Origin of the sequence: Pseudoalteromonas sp. CO109Y, assembly GCF_004208935.1 — a bacterium.
Classification (GTDB): domain Bacteria; phylum Pseudomonadota; class Gammaproteobacteria; order Enterobacterales; family Alteromonadaceae; genus Pseudoalteromonas; species Pseudoalteromonas shioyasakiensis.
In genome coordinates this window covers 31,207-51,611 of the sequence record NZ_SGPD01000022.1, presented here as the reverse complement: position 1 = coordinate 51,611, position 20,405 = coordinate 31,207, and the positions used below count along the sequence as shown (strand labels likewise).

The window sequence follows — 20,405 nt, the reverse complement described above, 5'->3', positions numbered from 1 at the left end:
TAGTATTATAACTCACATTCTTTAATTGCGTTTAAAACACGTTTAGCAGATACAGGATAAGGCGTCCCTAGTGTTTGTGCAAATAAAGAAACACGTAACTCTTGTTGCATCCAAAATATCGCACTGATCTCTTCAGGAATTGGCATTCCCTTAGGGATTTTGCTCGCTAATTTTTGATATTGCTCAGCTACTTTATCAAGCTCAAGCACACACAACCTATCACGATTAGGATCAACAGGTAACTTTTCTAAGCGGCGTTCAATGGCTTTTAAGTAACGTATTAAATCTGTCATTTTTGCTGCGCCGTGCTGGCTTACAAAGCCTTTGAACACTAAGCTTTGTAACTGTGATTTAATATCACCGTGCGCCGTGATCATGGTTAAATCAACGCGTCCTTTCATACGTTTATTTAAGCCATGAGCAATACTCAACACTTGCTCTACTTGGGTAGCGATCTCAACAACCGTATCACCAAGCTCACCGCGAATTTGCTCTTTCGCTTTTTCAAACGCATCTGCAGTGCGGATATTGCCATATTTAATTAATAAACTATCGACGGCTGCAGCGATACAGTCATCAATTAAGTCATTGACCTTACCAAACGGATTAAAGTACAAACCTAATTTAGATTTGTTTGGTAAGTTTTGTTGTAAATACTTAATTGGTGATGGCACGTTTAATAACACTAAGCGACGTAAACCTTGTTGGTGCGCTTGCTGTGCTTTGTGTTCATTATCAAATAACTCAACCGCGGCTGAGTCTTTTTTATCCACCAGCGCTGGAAACGCCTTGATTTCATATTGACCTTGTTTTTTCACATAAGAACTAGGTAACTCACCAAAGCTCCACTCAGTCAAATCAGCTTTTTCTATGCCTTTGTCTGCTACTTTCGATAAGGTATCCGTTAACTTACCTTGTAACTGGGCTTTTAGTTTAGATAAATTTAAACCGCGAGCGAGTAACTTATCGTGTTCATCGCGTACCTCAAACTGTAAGCGTAAATGCGGAGCAAGGGTTGATAAATCCCATGCATCTGGCTCAACACGCACACCTGTCATACGTAATAAGCGCGTGCTAATTGCATCAATTAAGTTGCCTTGCATTGGCTCGATTGCAGCAAGTACTGCATCGGCGTAATTTGGCGCAGGCACAAAGTTACGACGAATTGTTTTTGGTAGCGACTTGATAAGCGCACAAATTAACTCATGCCTAAATGCAGGAATATGCCAATCAAAACCGGTTTCTTGTACTTGGTTTAACAATGCAACTGGAATTTGTACCGCAACACCATCAACGGCTTGCCCTGGATCAAAGTGATATGCCAGTGGTAATAATAAGTTCTCTTGCTGCCAAGTATCTGGGTAATCAAACTCGGTAACATGATCAGCACCATGCTGCATTAATTCTTCTCGAGACATGTGCAAAAAGCGCTTATCTTTTTGCTTTTGCCCTTTCCACCACTTATTAAACGCGGCACGATTATTTACATCTTGTGGAATTTTCTTGTCGTAGAATTCAAATAGAGTTTGTTCATCAACTAAAATATCACGGCGGCGAGATTTATTTTCAAGAACCTGAATATCTTCAATTAACTCTTGGTTATATTGTAAAAAGCCTTCATTTTGACCCAGTTCTTGCTCTACTAAAGCGGTGCGAATAAACAACTCGCGACTTACTTTTGGATCAATATTGCTGTATACACAGCGGCGCTTATTAACAATTAATAGGCCATACAAGGTTTGCTGCTCAAACGCGATAACTGCACCCGGCTTTTTCTCCCAATGCGGTTCACTGTAGCTGCGCTTTACTAAATGCTGTGCAAAGCCTTCAACCCATTTCAAGTCTATGCGCGCGTTGATCCGCGCATAAAGCTTACTGGTCTCAACAAGCTCTGCCGACATAATCCATTTTGGGCTCTTTTTAAATAATCCTGAACCTGGGAAAATATGGAATTGGCTGTTGCGAGCGCCTTTATAAATTTGTTTTTCATCTTTAAAACCAATATGACTTAACATACCGCTTAATAAAGATTGATGAATTCGCTCGCTATCAGCAACATTTGTAGTGGCCTTCATGCCCATTTCATTACATACCGTTGATAGCTGATAAACAATATCTTGCCATTCGCGAATACGCATATAGGCTAAAAAGTCCTTTTGGCATAACTTTCTAAACTGGCTATTGCTCAATTCAGATTGCTGCTCTTCAAGGTAATTCCACAGATTTAAAAAGGCGATAAAATCTGAATCAGGATCATCAAAACGGCCATGCTTTTCATCCGCTGCACCGCGTTTTTCTTGTGGTCGCTCTCTTGGGTCTTGAATCGACAATGCCGCAACAATAATAATCACTTCACGCAGTGCACCTAAGCCATCGGCAGTCAGCACCATTTTAGCTAACCGTGGATCAACCGGTAAACGGCTTAAACTTCTTCCTGATTTAGTAAGCTCAGTCTTTTTATGACGTTTAGCTGGCTTAATGGCTTCGAGTTCTTCAAGTAGCGTTAAACCATCGTTGATATTTCGGCTATCTGGCGCTTGCACGAACGGGAACTGCTGCATGTCGCCAAGCCCTAAACCAAGCATTTGCAAAATAACAGAGGCTAAGTTGGTGCGTAAAATTTCAGGATCAGTAAACTCTGGGCGCGAATTAAAGTCTTCTTCGCTATACAAACGAATACAGATACCCGCTTCGATACGACCACAGCGACCTTTACGCTGATTGGCACTGGCTTGTGAAATTGGCTCAATCGGTAATCGTTGTACCTTAGTACGGTAGCTATAACGGCTGATGCGCGCAGTACCTGGGTCAATAACATAACGAATACCCGGTACCGTTAGTGATGTTTCAGCCACGTTGGTGGCTAAAATAATATGACGACGGCTGTGCGGCGCAAAAATTCGGTTCTGTTCAGCGTTTGATAAACGCGAATATAGCGGTAAAACATCCGTGCCTTTGAGGTTTCGCTTCGATAACGCATCAGCGGTATCGCGAATTTCTCGTTCACCATTCATAAAAATCAGAATATCGCCAGGGCCTTCATCGCACAGCTCATCAACGGCATCAAAAATACCCTGTAATTGGTCACCATCCGCTTCCATCTCATCTTTGTTGATTTCAGTGGTTGGTCTATAACGAACCTCTACTGGGAAAGTACGACCGGATACTTCGATGATGGGTGCATCATCAAAATGTTTAGAAAAACGCTCAGGGTCAATCGTCGCTGAGGTAATAATAACTTTTAAGTCAGGACGTTTTAGCAGTAAATTTTTTAAATAGCCTAAGATGAAGTCGATATTTAGGCTACGTTCGTGGGCTTCATCGATGATGATGGTATCGTACTGATTTAGGTATCTGTCTTGTTGAATTTCAGCCAGCAGAATACCGTCTGTCATCAATTTAATGTAACTATTGTCAGAAACTTGGTCACTAAAGCGAATTTTAAAACCCACTTGTTGGCCTAGCTCGCATTGCATTTCTTCTGCAATACGATTCGCGACACTTCGAGCCGCGAGTCGGCGAGGCTGGGTGTGACCAATGTATCCATCAACACCCCGGCCAAGCTCTAAACACATTTTTGGGATCTGCGTCGTTTTACCTGAGCCTGTTTCACCGGCGATGATCACTACTTGGTTATTGGCGATCGCCTGTTTAATGTCATCTTTCTTTTGACTAACAGGAAGTTGTTCTGGGTAGGTCACTTTAGGCAAGGCAGCCAAACGTTGCTCGCGCAATTGCTGCGAACGGCTAATATCTTCTGCTATTTTTTGCGCTATGCTCGCTTGCTTAGTTTCATCGTTGATTTTTTTAATGCCATGAAGGCGTTTTTTGAAGATGAATTGATCTTTGCGTAAACACGTTTTTAATTCGCCGAACAGCGGACCTAGGTTAACCACCCGATACCCTTATATTTCTTAACCAATAGACTGATATTGTATCAAATAATCTATCAGGTGGTCATGGCTTTATTTATGCCAATTCGCTTAATTAAGTGAACAGTTTTGAGGCAATAAAATCTCGTTGATAACAAGGCAAAAATTTCGTTATTTAGTTGTTCTAAATGAGAGATTTTTAACGCAGTTAGCGACAGATTTAATCCCTCAAAATGATTAAGTATTATTGCGAGTTGGCATAGTCCTCTCGGTTGGAATTGGCATTGCACAAACATCGATGTAATCAGGGCTTTCAACAAACCATGCTTCTACTCGATTTTTACGTGCTTCGATGAGGTCTTTAAAGGCATTTGAGTCTGTTTTCATCACCCGAAATTCACTGTTATCAGTATCTTTAATATCTGCTAATACTTGCATATCTGTGATGGGGTTAAACGGCTGACCTTCAGTGGCTTTACGCTGCAATAGATTAAAATGCTCCATGCCTTCTAAAACACGACCAAACACGGTGATATTACGGTCTAAATAGCGCTGGCTATTGCCGATGGTGACATAAAACTCGGTACCACCGGAATTAATATCATTACCGCGGGCCATAGCAAAAATTCCTGGGCAATGTACTTGCCATGTTTCGGTTTGGCTTTGGTTTTGTGCCACAGCAAAGCCATTTAAAAAGCCCGTTTTAGCGGCATAGCCATCAGGCCCTTTAAGCTCTGTAATCGCTAAAGGAGCCTCGGTGCGTAGATAAAACTCAGCAGGTAACCCTTTTTTGGCATTTTTAACAGGTTTACTTTCGCTGGCATCTCCGCCCTGCGCAACAAATCCTTCAACAAAGCGATACATACTCAGGCCTTGATAAAACTCTTCTTTGGCAAGCTGTCGCATGTTATTTGCATGAATGGGCGCTAGTTTATCGTTTAGTTCGATATAAGCAGCACCCGTAGGTAAGGTTAATTTAATGACGTTTTCGGCACTGACTTTTCGCCACTCACTGCTACTTGCGGTTTTAATGATTTCGCCAGCGGAACGTTTTTGCCTTGTTTCTTTTGCAGTAATTGGTGCAGCTAAAACTACGCCAAGACACAGAGTTAATAGACTTAATTTCATTGTTATTATCTTTAAGTAATTGACAATTCAGCCTATTAACTTATGCCCTAATAAGCAAGTAAAAGCGATGTTTGATCACAAGTAGAGCTATTAGTCCCAATCAAATTTATAAAGAATATCAACATTTTGATAAAGGCCGCTGGTGACCTCAATATATAATTGCGACAACAATTGATAACGAACTGCCACTTCACTTAGTGAATCAAAAATGCCAACACTGTATTTCACTTGAATACCCGGTGTAACATAGCCAGATATTTCAACTTTGGTGTCATCCCCGCTACCGCTTGAACTTAAGCTAACATCAGACAAACCAAAGCTTTCACCAATTTTAGATACCACACCTTCACTACGGTTTACACCTTGGGCAAGCAGTAATTGGGTGAGCATCGCATCGGTTGAACTATCTCCTTCATCAAGAGGTTGACCATTTAATAAATAAGCCAATGCTTGGGCTTGGTCCATCGCAGGCTCTGAGAATACTTTTAATGAAGGCTGTTCAACATTACCAGTTAAGGTAATACCCGCAATCACGCCATTCGAGGTATTGTCTGGATTACGAATTGCTTTAATGTTCAAGTACGGTTTATCAATTGAGCCACTAAAGCCCACCTGACCGGTACGAATTTGCAAGTCTTGACCAAAAGCACGATAGGTACCTTGAACTAGGTTCAACTCACCCGTTGCTATCATCGGCGTAACTTGGTCCATGCTGATGTTTATGTCACCTTCAACTTTCGACTGTAAGCCAAACGAGTCAACGCGCACATCATTTTCAACCAACACCTTTAAGTTAATAGCATAATCAAAGGGCACTTTTTCTGACTGTTGCTGCTCAATATCAACAATGACTTCATCATCGCTGACTTGCACAGCACCTTCTGGTAGCTCTTCAATCGCAATACGTCCCCATGGCACGACGACTTGGCCATCAAGATTAAACGCATTATTTTTTAACGACATAGTTAAATCTGGAGACACTTTAAAGGTGACATCTTGCTGAGCACGCACAAAAAACTCTTTACCGTTTAATCTCACGTCAACGTCCGGTAAATCTTGCTGCCAATCAACACCGCCAGATAAATTAAGCGCGCCCCCTTCGGTGTCTTTGAGCTCGCCAGTGAGCTTTGCACTTTGGTTATTAAAGGCAATGTTCACATAAGAGTTTTGCAGCGACACCGGCAAGGTTGCCCCTTCTAGATTGATTTTTTCAACATCAAAATCACCATTGAGTAATGGCTCTTTTAAAGTACCTGCGATTGCTAACCGGCCTTTTATGTCGCCTGTTAGTTGCTCAAGTGATGCAATAAAGGGTCGTAAGTTTGTTAACTCAATTTTCTCAATAACCAAGTCGCCCGCTAAGGTCTGTTGATTTTGAATATCATCAATGTTGAGCTCTGACGTCACTTTACCTAATACAGATGAATCAATAGTGGCATTAAGTTTACCCGTTTGCGCATCGCTCATTGCCGAGATATCTAAAACCTCTATCGGTAACTTATAAACATTTGCGTCATCAATTAAAGATGCTTCAAGCTGGTTGGTTTTGATATTGGCACGAATCGTTTTCAATGCACCATTATTCCAATTAGCAACAAACTCCCCGTTTGCATCGCCAGTTACTTTCAAGTTATCGGGTAAGAAGTGTTTAAATTCAGCAATTGATAGCGCTGCAAGCTGTGCATTTAACTGGCCTAATTGCTTAGTTTGCTGCAAGGTCTCAAAGCATAGTTTTGAGTTATCACTTTGCCAGCAATGCGCGCCTACATTAAAGTCAAAGGTTTTGGTATTTACTTGAATATTAACCGGTTTATCAGTGCCAAAGCGTACCTGATTATCGGTAACAAGAATTTGGCTTAGCGCACCTTGCCAGGTCTCTTTATTAAATTTACCGTCTACATCAAATGATGCCTTGCCTTGATCTGCATCGAGTAAAAAAGTTAAATGATGATCTGTTTTATCGCCACTGGCGTCTAACTCAATTTGATTAATTTTGTGTTCGCTAATCGATGCAGAATCAAGCACCAGTGATACATCCGTTTGCCAATCTGCTGCGTAATCAAATTGCCCTTTTAATGTTAAACCATCAACCTGAATATCTTGATAGCTCAATGTATTAAGGACTAGATTTAAATCAACCGTTGGCGCAAGACGCTCACCACGTAAGCTCAAATCAGCAAAGCCCTTGCCTTGCATAGGCAAGATATCTTGACCACTTGCATCTAGACGCAATTTACCGTCTACACGCCATACGTCATCAACCTGTCCCGATAGCGCAATTTCATTTTTACCGCTTTTCACTTCAAGTTTTTTAAAACTCGCATGCAGGCTGCTATCAAGTTCAAAATCCGACAACAAGGTCACTGGCACTTCATTAACTGAACCATTTAATTGCGTGTTATCTAAGGCAAGCTGCCACTCACCTGCCTGTAAATTAAATGAACCATTAAATTCACCAGATAAATCACTGCTTAATGCATCCGTTAAGTATTGGGCTTTTAAGTGGCTTAAAACCCCTTTAAACTCGCTTTTTACCCCGTTCGACCAATCAACTGATGCGTTAATGTCTGCTTTACTGTCATTAGCATTGAGGCTTAACTGCTCAAGTTTTGCGTTTGTTAAACTACCTTGTAATTGCGATTTCACAGTCATTGCAGGTAATGCGTCTAACTGCGTTACTAGGCTCAAATCAACAGCATAAGCATCGGCATGGCCTTTGGCTTTTAAATCAAAGTCTGATAATTGCAACTGCTGTGTATCTGTCGTAATTTGCCACTTTGCTATCTGGCCTGTTAAATCAAATGGGTAATTTGTTTGTTTTAGGTTCACAGCCCCTTTTAACTCTGCTGGGTACGCTCCTTGCGTTACTAATTCTAACGTTAAATCCTCAAGCGGGCCTGAAACCGATAACCTAGCTTGATGCTCAGTGCTTTTTACAGACACTGCTCCCTCAATTGTATTTTCACCCGAAAGCTCTGCCATTAAGTTAGAGTGCAATTGCCATTGCTGATAACCTGCAGCAAGCTTTTCAAGATTAATATCGCTTCCTTTGGCTGACGCAATCAACTCGATATTTTCAATAAGCTGAGCCTCTTCTGCGCCATAAGGGGTAACAGCAACTTTACTGATTTGAAATTGCTTCAGCTCAACATTAATCGGGAGCGTAATATCAAGTGCTGGTAATGCTGGAAGCTCTGTTAATGGCGTTGATTTAGGCTGCTCTTTTGCTTGATGTAATAACACATCAACATCAGCAATGGTCAGTGAATCCACTGTAATATCCGATGCTTCGCCGCGACCATTTAAGTTTAATTTGTTGACTGTTACATCGGCACTCGGGTGCGCGAGATTAAAGTGATTAATTGCAACTCGCTTAACAGCAACTTTCATTGGTAAGTTGATTTGACCAGCCTGCTCAGCTTCAGGCTCTGCTTCAGTGCTCTGCTCAGTTGATACAGCTTGGCTTTTAATGCTTAGATCAATCGACTGGGCACTTAAATTATCTAGGCAGATACCATCACAACGCCACCAGAATAAATCAATTTTTAGCTGCTTTGCCTCAAGCTTGATGCCTTGATTTTCAAAGTGAACATCAAACGCATCGTTATATAAAAAACGCCCAGATGGCAGGTTGATTTTTAAACCATCAACTAACTTATTCGCTGTGTATGCAATAAAGTGATTACCGGGCGCGGTGAATAGCAAACAAAACACAATAACTAGCAGACTTGCCAACGTGATTGATAGAACCTTGGTTATCTTTTTTAACATCTTCATTAGATTTCAGGCCCTATGGTAATACTTAATCGGGTACTTTTGCTTTCTTTTGTTAAACCCCAAGCATGGTCGATACGTACAGGGCCAACCGGTGTTAAATAGCGAAAACCAAAACCGGCACCAACTTCGACGCGATCACTAAAATCATTAGTCGCAGTACCACTATCGACAAATAAGGCTGCGCGCCAATGTTCAGCAAATTGATAGTTATATTCAACAGTGCCACTCATTAAATATTTACCACCAATTAGGCGCCCTTCCCCATCTTCAGGGGAGATAGATTCATAGGCAAAACCACGTACACTCTGATCACCACCGGCATAAAAACGCAGTGATAACGGCACATCATTTATATTATCGACCAACATGGCACCTAGATTGGCTCTTAAAAACAGCATATGGCGTTCTGCAAAAGTAGTTAACCAGGCATTTTGCAGTTGTAAGCGCAAAATATTGGTTGAAGACATCATATCTTTTAAACCAAACTCTACTGACATCATCCATTGATAGCCTTCATAAGGCGTTGTGCCCCCCTCGGTGTCTTTTTTGGCATAACTAATACCAGGCATCAGCATTTTTGCGCTTTGTTCTTCATCCCCTATTCGATAGGCCTCGTAATCGCGTCTTAAAAAAGCAGTACGTACCCAATCGTCATCAGTGAGCCACTGCCGCTGAAGCTGCCCCGTGAATATACGGCTGTATAAATCATTGGTTAATTCATCTTCGAGCTTGTAACCCACAGAAAAGCGCCAAAGATCATCATTAGGGTCGTCAACTGGCACCGTATAGCCAAGTGAAATATCTTGCTGGCGCTCAGATACATTAAGGTTACTTTCTAAATAATGACCATCTTCGGTGATCCAAGGCTTGGTCCATTTGAAACGGACTTTTGGTCCAAGGTCAGTGCTATAACCGCCACCCACTTCATAACTATTGGCAGGTTTGTGTAATACATCAACGTTGACAGGCACTTGGTTATTTTTACGTTTTGCAATATCTGCATACACACGAACACTGGCAAAGTAAGGGGTACTCGACAGTGCTAAGTTGTAATCAGAAACCTCGGTCGCTTTATAAGGCTGACCTTGTTTAAATTCAGCCAGCGAACGAATGTATTTTTCGGCTGGAGTCTCACTACCAATTGTGATGTCACTAAACTGATAACGGGGCCCAGTATCGACATTGAAAATGACTTTTGCGCTATTATTTTTTAGCGAAACTGCCAATTTATGCTCATGCCATTTTGCATCAAAATAGCCTAAGTCTAATAGTTGGCTTTCAATACGTTTTCTTGCGGCCTCATATTTACCGTGATTTAAAAAGTCACCTTGTTTGATTTTGATGCTGTTGACGGCAGACATAAATTCAGCGTCATCTTTACCGGCACCCGTGATAGTCACGTTAATATCTGCAATACGGGTAGCAGGACCACGTTGAACATCAACAATTAAAAGCTGCTGAGCATCATCGAAACTAATTTTGATTATCGGCTTATAATAACCAAGCGCCTTTAAACTCATTTCAACTTGGCTTTTAGCGTGACGCCTTAATGCCTTAGAAGTTTTTTCATCGACCAGTTGCTTAATGTAAAGCTCAACGTTTTTTTCGAGATCATCACTGATCCCTTGAATTTTATAATCTTTAATAACAGTTGAGGCACTAATTGCGTGCTGGCTGTATGAAAAGCAGATAAACACAAAGACAAAAAAGAAATGCCGAGTATACAAAAAATATCCTTACTTTTTTGGAAGAGTCATAATCTAAAATGAGTACAAAAAGATACTAGCACAGTGCAATAGCCACTGACATAATTGAAATGTTAAAATTAGTACGCGTTAAACAATTATTTTCGCTACAATAGCGGATAATACCTAGATTTATAATGAATGAGCGACTAAATGCACTTCCCTGATGACGAAAACGGTCAATTATTAGCTGAAATTGCTGACGCTGGTGTCGATTTAACCAGTATGCAAACTATCGATTTCTATATTCTTTTTGAACAAAAGCCTGAAGCAGAAAAATTTGCTGAAACCATTACAAGTGATGAACTTGCCCCTTCAACAGAGTTAGCCAAATGTCCAGATACAGGGGTGTGGGAAGTAATTACTCGTGTGAAGATGGTGCCAGATCACACCTTACTTAGCCAAACAGAACAATACTTAGAAAGCATTGCTAATAGCCATAATGGTTATGGCGATGGTTGGGGGTTGATGGCCGAAGAAGAATAAGCCATTCCCACAATCTCGTAAGGGGATCAATTTAATTGATTCGCCTTACGAAAATTGCCCTGATAATCAAATAGCTTTTCAGCCACTTTCCAACCGTATTTTTTATTTTTACGCGCAATCACAAAATCGGGTGCTAGTAGCTGCTGTTGTAAATTGACAACTTGCTCCGCGCTTTGCCAATCTATTGGGGTAAAACCTGGTGCAGCTCGCTTACCAAACTGCTTATTAAAAATAAATCGTCCGGTGTCATTTGCTAAGTTAAATACCTCATCACAACTGGCTCCATCTTCATCATAATAGCTAATTTTAAGTAACCCTTTTGCGAGCACCTGAGCTGACAAACCACTACACCTTAATACCAAGGCATCTTTTAAATTTAGTGCTTCTCGTAGTTTATCATCAGGGTCTGCCATCATGGCACCACAGGACTGACACTGCCTTGCAGCAATATCATTTTGTTCACCACACTGCTCACATTCTTTAAACCGAAAACGATAATCGCACTGTACTTGTTCTTCACCATCGTCCAGCAAGCCTTGGCAGCGCCTACCAAAATGCTCAACCACTTTGCCTTCGCTGTCTGTTTTACCCCAAAAAATATTCGCAAATCCACAGCCTGGACACAGCACTTGAACAGGCACATTATCACTTTGCGCTTTTTTACTGCCGACCTCAGGGTAAAACAAATCAAAGCCGTTACCTGCATAATCAATCACTAAGCAGTCTTTTTTTCCTTCGCTTAAACGAAGGCCTCGACCAACAATCTGTTGATATAAACTGACCGACTCGGTGGGACGTAAAATCGCAATATAATCGACATGAGGCGCATCAAAACCCGTCGTGAGTACGGATACATTTACTAAATATTTTATTTGTTTTGCTTTAAATTGATTAATAATTCGATCACGCTCGTTATTATCAGTATCACCCGTGATAAGTGCCGTACTATCCTCAGGTAAGTAACTGGTAATTTCTTTGGCATGCATTACGGTTGCAGCGAAGATCATCACGCCATGACGCTGTTCACTGTATTCTATAACTTGCTTGATAATCGCTTTTGTTGCGCGTGTATTATCTTTCAATAACGCATTCATATTCTCAATACTATACCGACCAAATGAATCACTCGGTAATGATGAAAAGTCATAATGGCTAATGGCTGCATCGACTTCATGGGGCGGCGTTAAATAGCCGTTCTTGATCATATAGCGCAGTGGTAACTCAAAAATACACTTTTTAAACGGTGCATCTTTATCACCTCTAACAAAACCATGATAGTGATGATGGTAAACCCAACCCATCCCCATACGAAATGGTGTTGCGGTTAAGCCAAGTACTTTAAGATTGGGATTTTGTTTTTTTAGACTCGCTATCACCAGCCCGTACTGGCTTTGTTCATCACCGCTTACACGGTGGCATTCATCAATGATCAACAAAGAGTAAGCATCAGTGAGCTTTTCTGTATTGCGTGCCAGTGATTGCACACTCGCAAAGGTGACTTGCTCTGTTAAAGACTTTTGCTTTAACCCCGCAGAAAAAATACTCGCCTTAAAACCAAAGCTAATATATTTCTCGGCGTTTTGCTCTACTAACTCTTTAACATGCGCGAGCACCATAATCTTTTGTTTAGCAATGCGCGCAAGTTCAGCAATAACAAGGCTTTTTCCAGCCCCTGTTGGTAAAACAATCAGTGCGGCGTCATCTGTTTGTCGAAAGTGAGCAACCGTGCGTGCTACGGCCTCTTGTTGGTAGGGTCTGAGTACGTACTTCATGTTATCGGACTATAATCGACATAAAAAAGGGAAGCATACGCTTCCCTTGATATTCTTTAAAGCAAAAATTAAGCGAGGTGTTTTGTTAAATCGACACCTTGGAATGCTTTAGGACGTTTGCCACGGCCTGTCCATTCAACAATTTCGCCATTAAATTCGATGCGGTACTTTGGTTTTACCTTAGTACGCTTATCTGTTGATGCAACATCTTGTAAATCTTCTAATGTAAGTCCTTTTTCTTTTAGTAGATCGAGTACTTCTTTTTTAGCTTCTTGCTGTTGAGTATATTTCTCGATTGCTGTGTCAATTAGCTGTTTTGCTTTTTCTAATTCAGATAATGACGCAGATTTCACAAAAGATCGGATTTCTTTCATTGAGAGCTCTCTTAAGTATTAAAAGTTAAGTTAAATGTTCAACAGTAGCTAGTATATGAGGATTTAATGAAATAATCTATTCCATGTTTATTTTTTATCCTATCTTTTTATTATAGCCATAGCTTTATTTTATCTATTACATCCCTTAACTCAGTAATTAATTGTTCCACTATTAATGTATCTTGCTGTTGATTAAAGGTATTTTCTGTTGTCACTATTAGCTCAGATAAAGGTGGGTATTGCAGCATAACAATAGCGCCTTTAAGCTTATGTATTGCAGCAGAAACCTTTTCTAAATTTTGAGCTTCCAAGTGCTCTTGTAGAGTATTTAAATCACTATGCAAACTGTTAATAAATACGTCGGCAAGCATTTTTGCATCACTCTCATTACCAAAAACAGTTAACCAATGCTGCTTATCTTTTATACCTTGTAAACTGATATCAACGCCTTCACTGCTATTAGGCAAATCATTAGAGCTTAAATCTATAAACTCAGCTAGACGATTATATAATTCATTAAGTTTATAAGGCTTAAATAAAACACTATTCATTCCTGACTTTAATGCTTTGTTAAAACATTCTTTTGAATCATCGGCGGTAAAGCCAATAATTGGCAAATGTTTAAATTTTTCTTGATTGCGTAATTGCTCCGTTAACTTAAACCCATCTAAGTCAGGCATATGACAATCGGTTAGTAATAAATCAAACCGTCCTGTTTCAAGTGCTCTGAGTGCAGCAATACCATCATCAACCATCACTGCTTTGATACCGAGCTTCTGGCATTGTTTTTCGAGTAATAATTGATTTGTTTTATTATCTTCAGCAATTAATATTTGCCCATGTAACTGAGCATTTTGCGCAGCCAACCCCTCATCATTGCTGGTATGTACATTATCTAAAAGCTCTCTTAGAGTATCTGGATATAATGGCTCTATAGGTAAAATATGACAGCTACAATTAGCCGGCCTATGCTCTTTTTTTGCACTTGCGACTAAAATGTAGTTGTTGGTTGCAGTACTGATTGATTGCAGCCAGTTAGCGCCCAACAACGTTTTAATATAGCTTTCATCAATAAGAATATTATCTTCTTGCGTAAATGCTTCTTTATCTATTGGCCAACTTAATTGATGATGCTTTACACCCATATTAGCTAGATTATTTAATAACTGATGGTCTTGAGAACACACAGCCCAATTCACTGATACAGCCTGCAGTTTTTGTTTGCTGACGCTTTTAAGTGGCACAGCAATGTAAACATTGGTACCTTTACCAAAAGTACTTGAAATGGATATTTCACCTTGCATTGCTTCAACAAGTTGCTTTGCCAAGCTCAAGCCTAAGCCTGTACCTCCATGGCGACGTTGAATTGAGTTGTCAGCTTGCTCAAAAGGGGTAAATGTATGCGCCAACTGCTCAGCCGTCATACCTTTACCTGTATCTGATATTTCAATTTTTAAAGACTGCTTCTCAAATAACACATCGCAGCTTATTGAACCATTTTCAGTAAACTTCACAGCGTTATTTAAAACATTAGAGAGAACCTGCATCAAGTGGCTTATGTCAACAGAAGCTAAGGTATAAGCAGCTGTGCGCCAAATCACGTTAAACTCAAGCCCTTTTTGCTTAGCTAGGTATTCATGGGCACGCAAAACACGACATAAATGTGCTTCTAGGTCGACCTCACGTAATTCAACTTCAATATTGCCTGTCGTGGTGTTAGCAAAATATAAAATATCATCCACTAATGTGCGAAGCTTGGTTACAGAGCTGTCAATGTGCTCAACGAGGTAATGCTGCTCTTCATCAAGCGGTGATGATTTTAACAACTCTATAAAGCCATTTACCCCAGACATTGGCGTTCTTAATTCATGACTCATAGTGGCAATAAAGCGGCTTTTTGCTAGATCAGCTTGATGCGCAAGCTGAGTAGCTTTACTTAAGTCTGCTTGTTGACGTTTAAGTAAGCTGATGTCCAGCAAGATCCCGTTCCAACGCACACCTTGCTTATCGTCTCGTTTATTAATTTCAGCATTAGCAATATAACGACACCAAATTTGCTGGCCGAGATTATTTATCCGAAACTCAATATCAATCAGTTTGTTAAATTTTGTCGCTGCTTTAAAACTCTTGGCGATTTGCACGCGGTCTTCATCAACAATAAATGGCGAGATACATCCCGTCATACCGCGCTGGTTAATCATTCGTGAAGTGACACCTAATAAGCTCTGCGCGCCCTTACTTATATAGGTATAACACCCCTCACCATTGTCATAATACTCATACTGGAAAACGCCGCCGGGTATGGTATCTGTGATGGTTTGTAGAAGCTGTTGAACTGACTGATTCTCACGTTGTAAATGGCGGTGCTCAGTAACATCAGTAAGTACTGTCATGATGCCTGCTAGTTCACCATCTAACCCCACATACGGCTTTTTAGTATAAAGCAGCTCCAGTTCTTTGCCAGATTTGTTAGTGTAATTAATATGCTGATTAATGACTTTGCCTGAATTTAAACTTTGTTCATTTTGTGAAATTAGTTTTTTTACAACTTTAATGTCGCCGCGCAGATATTGGTTATTTTCATCCCATAAGTGAGCAAAATTTTCTTTGTAGGCACGATTCCACATAACGCGTTTTTGATGCTGATCTTGAATCACCACCATAGTGGGTAAGTCATCAATGAGTTTTTGGGTAAAGTTAAGCTTAATCAATGCCACTTCTTCAGCTTCTTTACGCTTTGCAATTTCGCGATTAATAGTTAACCGCCAGCTAATAAAATAAATCACCGACACAGCGATTAAAATTAAAATAAGAATTGCCGTGGTATTCACTGTTTTACGGTCGTAGCCACGTTCAATACTAAAAATGCCATGACGGTTCACAACATGGCTAAAATCGTTGCTGGTCAGTGTTTTAAATAAGCTGTCTAGCAAAGTCGCAAACTCTGAAAAGTGCTTATTCACTAAAAAATAAATAGGCTGGGTATAACGGTATTTTGGATTAATATAAAACTCACCAATATAGAATTGGTTTAACTGGTATGCCGCAATACTTTGCGGCAATATCACAGCATCAATGTTGTCATTTCTCAGTGCATAAAATAGCGTTTTAATTGAGTCAAATGATACCGTTTCAACGAGTTCATTCGTTACAAGCTTTTGCTTAGGGTCAGCAAACGCTTCTAAATAACCAATTCGTTTAGTTTGGCTTGCTCGTTTAGAGATTAACACCATCTCTAAACTGTAGTGAGCAGGCAGTGCTATCAACACACCCTCATCAATTTTAGTAGGGTTCATGGTCGGAATTAAATCAATTTTATTGGCTAAAAATAGTCGTTCCAACTCTTTCGAATTAGCCGCAGGTATATACTTAAACTGAAAGTCACTGCGCTGCGCTAAAAGCTCAAGAGTATCGTTTAAATAGCCATTAGCTTCCCCTAAATTACTTGTCGCATGAATTGGATATAAACCATCGACAAAAGAGAATGTCAGTAAGTAATTATTTTCTTCTTTTTTATCAATACGGTTAAAGTCACGCTTAAATTGACTATACGCTTTAGCGGCTAAATATTCTTCACTAGCAGAACTTTCCCATAATTGTCTCGTGGTTGGTGAAATAGCGGCTAATACCGAGTTAACCTGATTGCGTAATGCTGTTTTATTTTTATTAAACATTACATGCAAGGTTTCGCTCGATAACCAAACTGGGCTCACAACTTTTAGGTTTTCTTGAGAGCGATTTTTTAGTTGGTGGGATAAAACCGAGTAATCCCCCATAAAAGCATCAAACGAGCCATCTGCTACTTTTTTAAAGGCGTCTTCGGGTTTTATAAAACGATTGATAAATAGCGCGCCATTTTCAACTAAATATTCACAATGTGAACTACCCGTAATGCACACCCAACGTAAGCTTGCTAAGTTTTTCAAAGCATCATTTGCGATAGACTGATTTGCGACAATACCTCTTGGCGCTTCCATGAAGGGGGTTGAAAATAAATAATGCTTTTTGCGTTGTGCGGTTTTATTTAGGCCTACAGCAAAATCGATCTCACCAACTTTAAGCGCATCTAACAACTCATCTAAACTGTCGTAAACACGATATTCAAGATCGGCTTCAGCCAAGCGAGCGATTTCATTACTATAACCAACAATAACACCCGAAAACTGCCCATCAGCATCCCGGGTATGGTAAGGAAAAAAATTATAGTTAACGATACCCGCTTTGAGTTGTGTGGCTAACACATCGAATGAAAGACACAGCGTCAAAAACAACACTATGATTTTATGGAAATAACTCAACTTAAACATCGCTTTTATTAAGGTTTTTTAAGTATAAGAGCATAAATTGATTTAAACAACTGCACATAAATCTTGAGCAAGAGCTTAAGTAAATAATTAAGCCTTAAAAATTAATTATTTTATAACTGTAAAACCTGTAGTGAATTTGTTTATAAAATAAAAAACCCTGCAAGTGCAGGGTTTTAATATACAAGTATTTAAATCGTTCGTTTAGAACTTAAATTTGAAACCTGCATAGTACAGACGACCAACTTGACTATAAAGAGTGTCGTCGTAGTCTAATTCAGAGTTCAATACTGGATCTTTATCAGCTAAGTTATTAACACCTAGTGTTAGATCAAGATTCCAAGGCGTTGCGTAAGTATAGTTAATATCGATAATGTTATACGAAGATAACTCACCAACTGCTTTGAACTTAGTACCTTCATCATTTGCATCTTCAGTTTCTTCAGCTGTAGAAGCAATATGATTCCAATTTACGTTTAACATGTGAGCTTCGATATCCCATGTTAAGCCCCAGCTGATTCTTCTTTCTGGTAAACCAGCACGGCCAATTTTATCAACGTTAGGGTAACCGATGATATCTGGCTCTTCATAGCTAAGTACTTCTGACCAAGCAAACTTAGAGCGAAGTAGACCTGCGCCACCTAAGTCAAATACTGCGTTAAGTTTGAAATCTAAGCCATCTGTAGAGAAACCAGGGATGTTAGCCATTGGTGCAGTAACAAGTAATGAACGACCTGTTGGATTACCACCACGGTCTACAGATACTTGGTCATAACCAGCAGCGTTATCATTTGGATCTTCAGGGTCACCTAGAAGACCAGCTAACTCAAGGTCAAATACGTCTTGTGTAGATAACGAGCTAACTTGGTTAGTGATTTCGATATCATAGTAATCAACTGACATATCGATATTATCAGTGATGTTATAAACCATACCGAAACTTACACTTTCTGATTCTTCAGGTTTTAATGAATCAGTACCGATGAAGTAAGTTGTATGTTGTTGTGTACGACAATCAGAACGTGATGTACCTGCTGATGTACATACCACAACATCTTTAGCTGATGAAGCTGACTCTTGTGGTGCTTTATATAGATCTTCCAACGTTGGAGCACGGAAACCTTCACCCCAAGCAGCACGTAAAACTAACTCATCAAATGGCTGGTATTTAAGTGAAACTTTAGGAACAAATGATGAACCTACATCGCTGTAATCATCATATCGAGCAGCTAAGTTTAACTCTAATGTGTCTACTACAGGGATTAACATTTCAGCAAAAACAGCTGATTCTGTACGGTCACCTGCCGCTGAACCACCAGCAGTACCAATGATGTTTTTCGCTTCGTTTTGAGCTTCCGCTTGGTCAAAGTAATCAGTTTCACGGTAGCTAGCACCAACATATAGGCCTAGTTCACCTGCAGGTAAAGTAGCTAACTCATTAAAGCTTACGCCTGCAGTTACTTCACGTAATGTACTACCAGAACGACGGTTACTATTTGCGGCGATATTAGCTAATTGAGTAGCATACGCAGATTGATCTGGGTCACGTGGATCCCAACCATCAATGATCGCATTTTCTACGCTTGGGCGATGAACATAGCCTTGACCCCACTCGTTCATTTCATAACGGTTGTAGTGTGCATCTACATGCCAATCAAACACTTCACCCATACCATTTAGAGATGCACTCCAATCAGCCATGTTGCTAACTTGCCAAGTGTCACGTGAAGTACCTACGTTATTAAAGCGGTAATAACCACGGTCGCCTTCATTAACAGCCATTAAGCCTTTTTCTGTGTCTTCAGCAAGCGCAATAGGGAATGTAAACCAGCCTGCTGCAGGTGCGAAACGACCAAAGCTTTCATTACGCGAATGTAATGAGCGGAAGTTAAAGATTAAATCATCATTGATGTCATAATCAAAGTTAACAAATACTGAGTCACGCTTTGTTGAAGCAGCGTCAGCAGCAACAGCAGTATAATCATAGTGACAGCCGTCGTCAGCAGGGAAATCTGGTGCATCATTATGATAAGCAAAAGAATCACCGTACTGCGAACAGTCTTGACCAGTGATCATTGGGTTAAACTCAAATGTTTGCATATCTAGAATGTTACGGCCATACCAGCTTTGACCTGTTGTACCAGCGAATGTACCTGAACCATCGTCTGTTGCACGTGAGAACCAACGATCACGAGCAAAAATAATATCACGCTCATCATGCTCATAGCTGAATACTAGGTTAGAGTTTTCTGATTTAAGACCTGTGATAATTGAGAATGATGACTCATCACCACCGCCATCACGGCTCGGAGTACCCATACGACCCTGAACTTGAACACCTTCAAAATCTTTTCTTAAAATAATGTTAACTACACCGGCGATCGCATCAGAACCATATACCGCAGATGCGCCATCACCCATAACTTCAATGCGCTCTACAGCAGCAAAAGGAATGGTATTTAAGTCAGCTGCACCACCACCCATAACAGGTGAACCTGGCATTTTCTTACCGTTAATTAAAACAAGTGTTCTTGAAGAACCTAAACCACGTAAGTTTACTGTTGCCTGACTTTGCGCAGTACTACCTGATGATGGTTGAATCGAACCAAATGAGTTAAATGTTGAACGGTTTAATACGTCTGCAACACTTAATTGACCTGAATTATCTAAAGATGCACGGTCGATTACAACAACAGGGTTTGCACCCTCAATGTCAGTTCGTTTAATACGTGAACCTGTAACTTCGATTCGCTCAACTTTTTCTACACCTTCTTCTTCAGCAGCAAAAGACGAAGCTGAAAATGCAGCAGTTGACGCTGCACCAAAAGCAATCGCTAAGCGAACTGCTTTTGAAACTTGATTATTTAACATTTGATTCTCCCTGGTCATATCCATGTTATGACTTTATTAATTTATTTTACCCCTTAAAAAGGTACTAGTACCCCAT

The 20,405-nt window shown here is 40.2% G+C and carries 9 protein-coding genes; 1 reads left to right on the top strand and 8 read right to left on the bottom strand.

The features are described 5' to 3' along the window. Positions 1–5: 5 nt before the first annotated feature. The 4 genes from hrpA to EXT43_RS08440 form a co-directional block, all read right to left on the bottom strand. Positions 6–3,896 (bottom strand): ATP-dependent RNA helicase HrpA, encoded by a 3,891-nt coding sequence (gene hrpA, locus EXT43_RS08460; protein ID WP_130166778.1) that lies wholly within the window; start codon positions 3,894–3,896, stop codon positions 6–8. A 213-nt stretch (positions 3,897–4,109) separates the two neighbouring features. Continuing rightward, positions 4,110–5,000: a peptidylprolyl isomerase gene (locus EXT43_RS08450; protein WP_130166777.1), complete on the bottom strand. Its 891-nt coding sequence runs from the start codon at positions 4,998–5,000 to the stop codon at positions 4,110–4,112. Positions 5,001–5,090: 90 nt separating this feature from the next. Further along, positions 5,091–8,777 carry a translocation/assembly module TamB domain-containing protein gene (locus EXT43_RS08445; RefSeq protein ID WP_130166776.1) on the bottom strand — a complete coding sequence of 1,229 codons (3,687 nt, stop codon included), beginning with the start codon at positions 8,775–8,777 and terminating at the stop codon, positions 5,091–5,093. Further along, positions 8,777–10,504, bottom strand: coding sequence for an autotransporter assembly complex family protein (locus tag EXT43_RS08440; RefSeq protein WP_240701479.1), 1,728 nt, complete (start codon positions 10,502–10,504; stop codon positions 8,777–8,779). The genes EXT43_RS08445 and EXT43_RS08440 overlap by 1 nt, the downstream gene beginning before the upstream one ends. 171 nt (positions 10,505–10,675) lie before the next feature. Between EXT43_RS08440 and EXT43_RS08435 the strand changes: the two genes are divergently transcribed. Further along, positions 10,676–11,008: a ribonuclease E inhibitor RraB gene (locus EXT43_RS08435; RefSeq protein ID WP_062567001.1), complete on the top strand. Its 333-nt coding sequence runs from the start codon at positions 10,676–10,678 to the stop codon at positions 11,006–11,008. A 26-nt stretch (positions 11,009–11,034) separates the two neighbouring features. Here EXT43_RS08435 and EXT43_RS08430 read toward each other — a convergent pair whose 3' ends face one another. The 4 genes from EXT43_RS08430 to EXT43_RS08415 form a co-directional block, all read right to left on the bottom strand. Next, the gene (locus tag EXT43_RS08430; protein WP_063529177.1) at positions 11,035–12,780 is read right to left on the bottom strand and encodes a DEAD/DEAH box helicase; all 1,746 of its coding nucleotides are present in this window, start codon (positions 12,778–12,780) and stop codon (positions 11,035–11,037) included. A 68-nt stretch (positions 12,781–12,848) separates the two neighbouring features. Continuing rightward, positions 12,849–13,154: an H-NS histone family protein gene (locus tag EXT43_RS08425; RefSeq protein ID WP_054564036.1), complete on the bottom strand. Its 306-nt coding sequence runs from the start codon at positions 13,152–13,154 to the stop codon at positions 12,849–12,851. 110 nt (positions 13,155–13,264) lie between these two features. After that, positions 13,265–17,419, bottom strand: a complete 4,155-nt coding sequence (locus EXT43_RS08420; protein WP_165385091.1) for a transporter substrate-binding domain-containing protein — start codon at positions 17,417–17,419, stop codon at positions 13,265–13,267. Positions 17,420–17,662: 243 nt separating this feature from the next. After that, positions 17,663–20,329, bottom strand: a complete 2,667-nt coding sequence (locus EXT43_RS08415) for a TonB-dependent receptor (RefSeq protein WP_054564038.1) — start codon at positions 20,327–20,329, stop codon at positions 17,663–17,665. Between the last annotated feature and the right edge of the window lie 76 nt (positions 20,330–20,405).

What these genes read in the sequence shown, in the direction of transcription:
- EXT43_RS08430 (WP_063529177.1), bottom strand. Translation starts at nt 12,780, where the DNA reads ATGAAGTACGTACTCAGACCCTACCAACAAGAGGCCGTAGCACGCACG.
- EXT43_RS08435 (WP_062567001.1), top strand. Translation starts at nt 10,676, where the DNA reads ATGCACTTCCCTGATGACGAAAACGGTCAATTATTAGCTGAAATTGCT.
- EXT43_RS08445 (WP_130166776.1), bottom strand. Translation starts at nt 8,777, where the DNA reads ATGAAGATGTTAAAAAAGATAACCAAGGTTCTATCAATCACGTTGGCA.
- EXT43_RS08425 (WP_054564036.1), bottom strand. Translation starts at nt 13,154, where the DNA reads ATGAAAGAAATCCGATCTTTTGTGAAATCTGCGTCATTATCTGAATTA.
- EXT43_RS08415 (WP_054564038.1), bottom strand. Translation starts at nt 20,329, where the DNA reads ATGTTAAATAATCAAGTTTCAAAAGCAGTTCGCTTAGCGATTGCTTTT.
- EXT43_RS08450 (WP_130166777.1), bottom strand. Translation starts at nt 5,000, where the DNA reads ATGAAATTAAGTCTATTAACTCTGTGTCTTGGCGTAGTTTTAGCTGCA.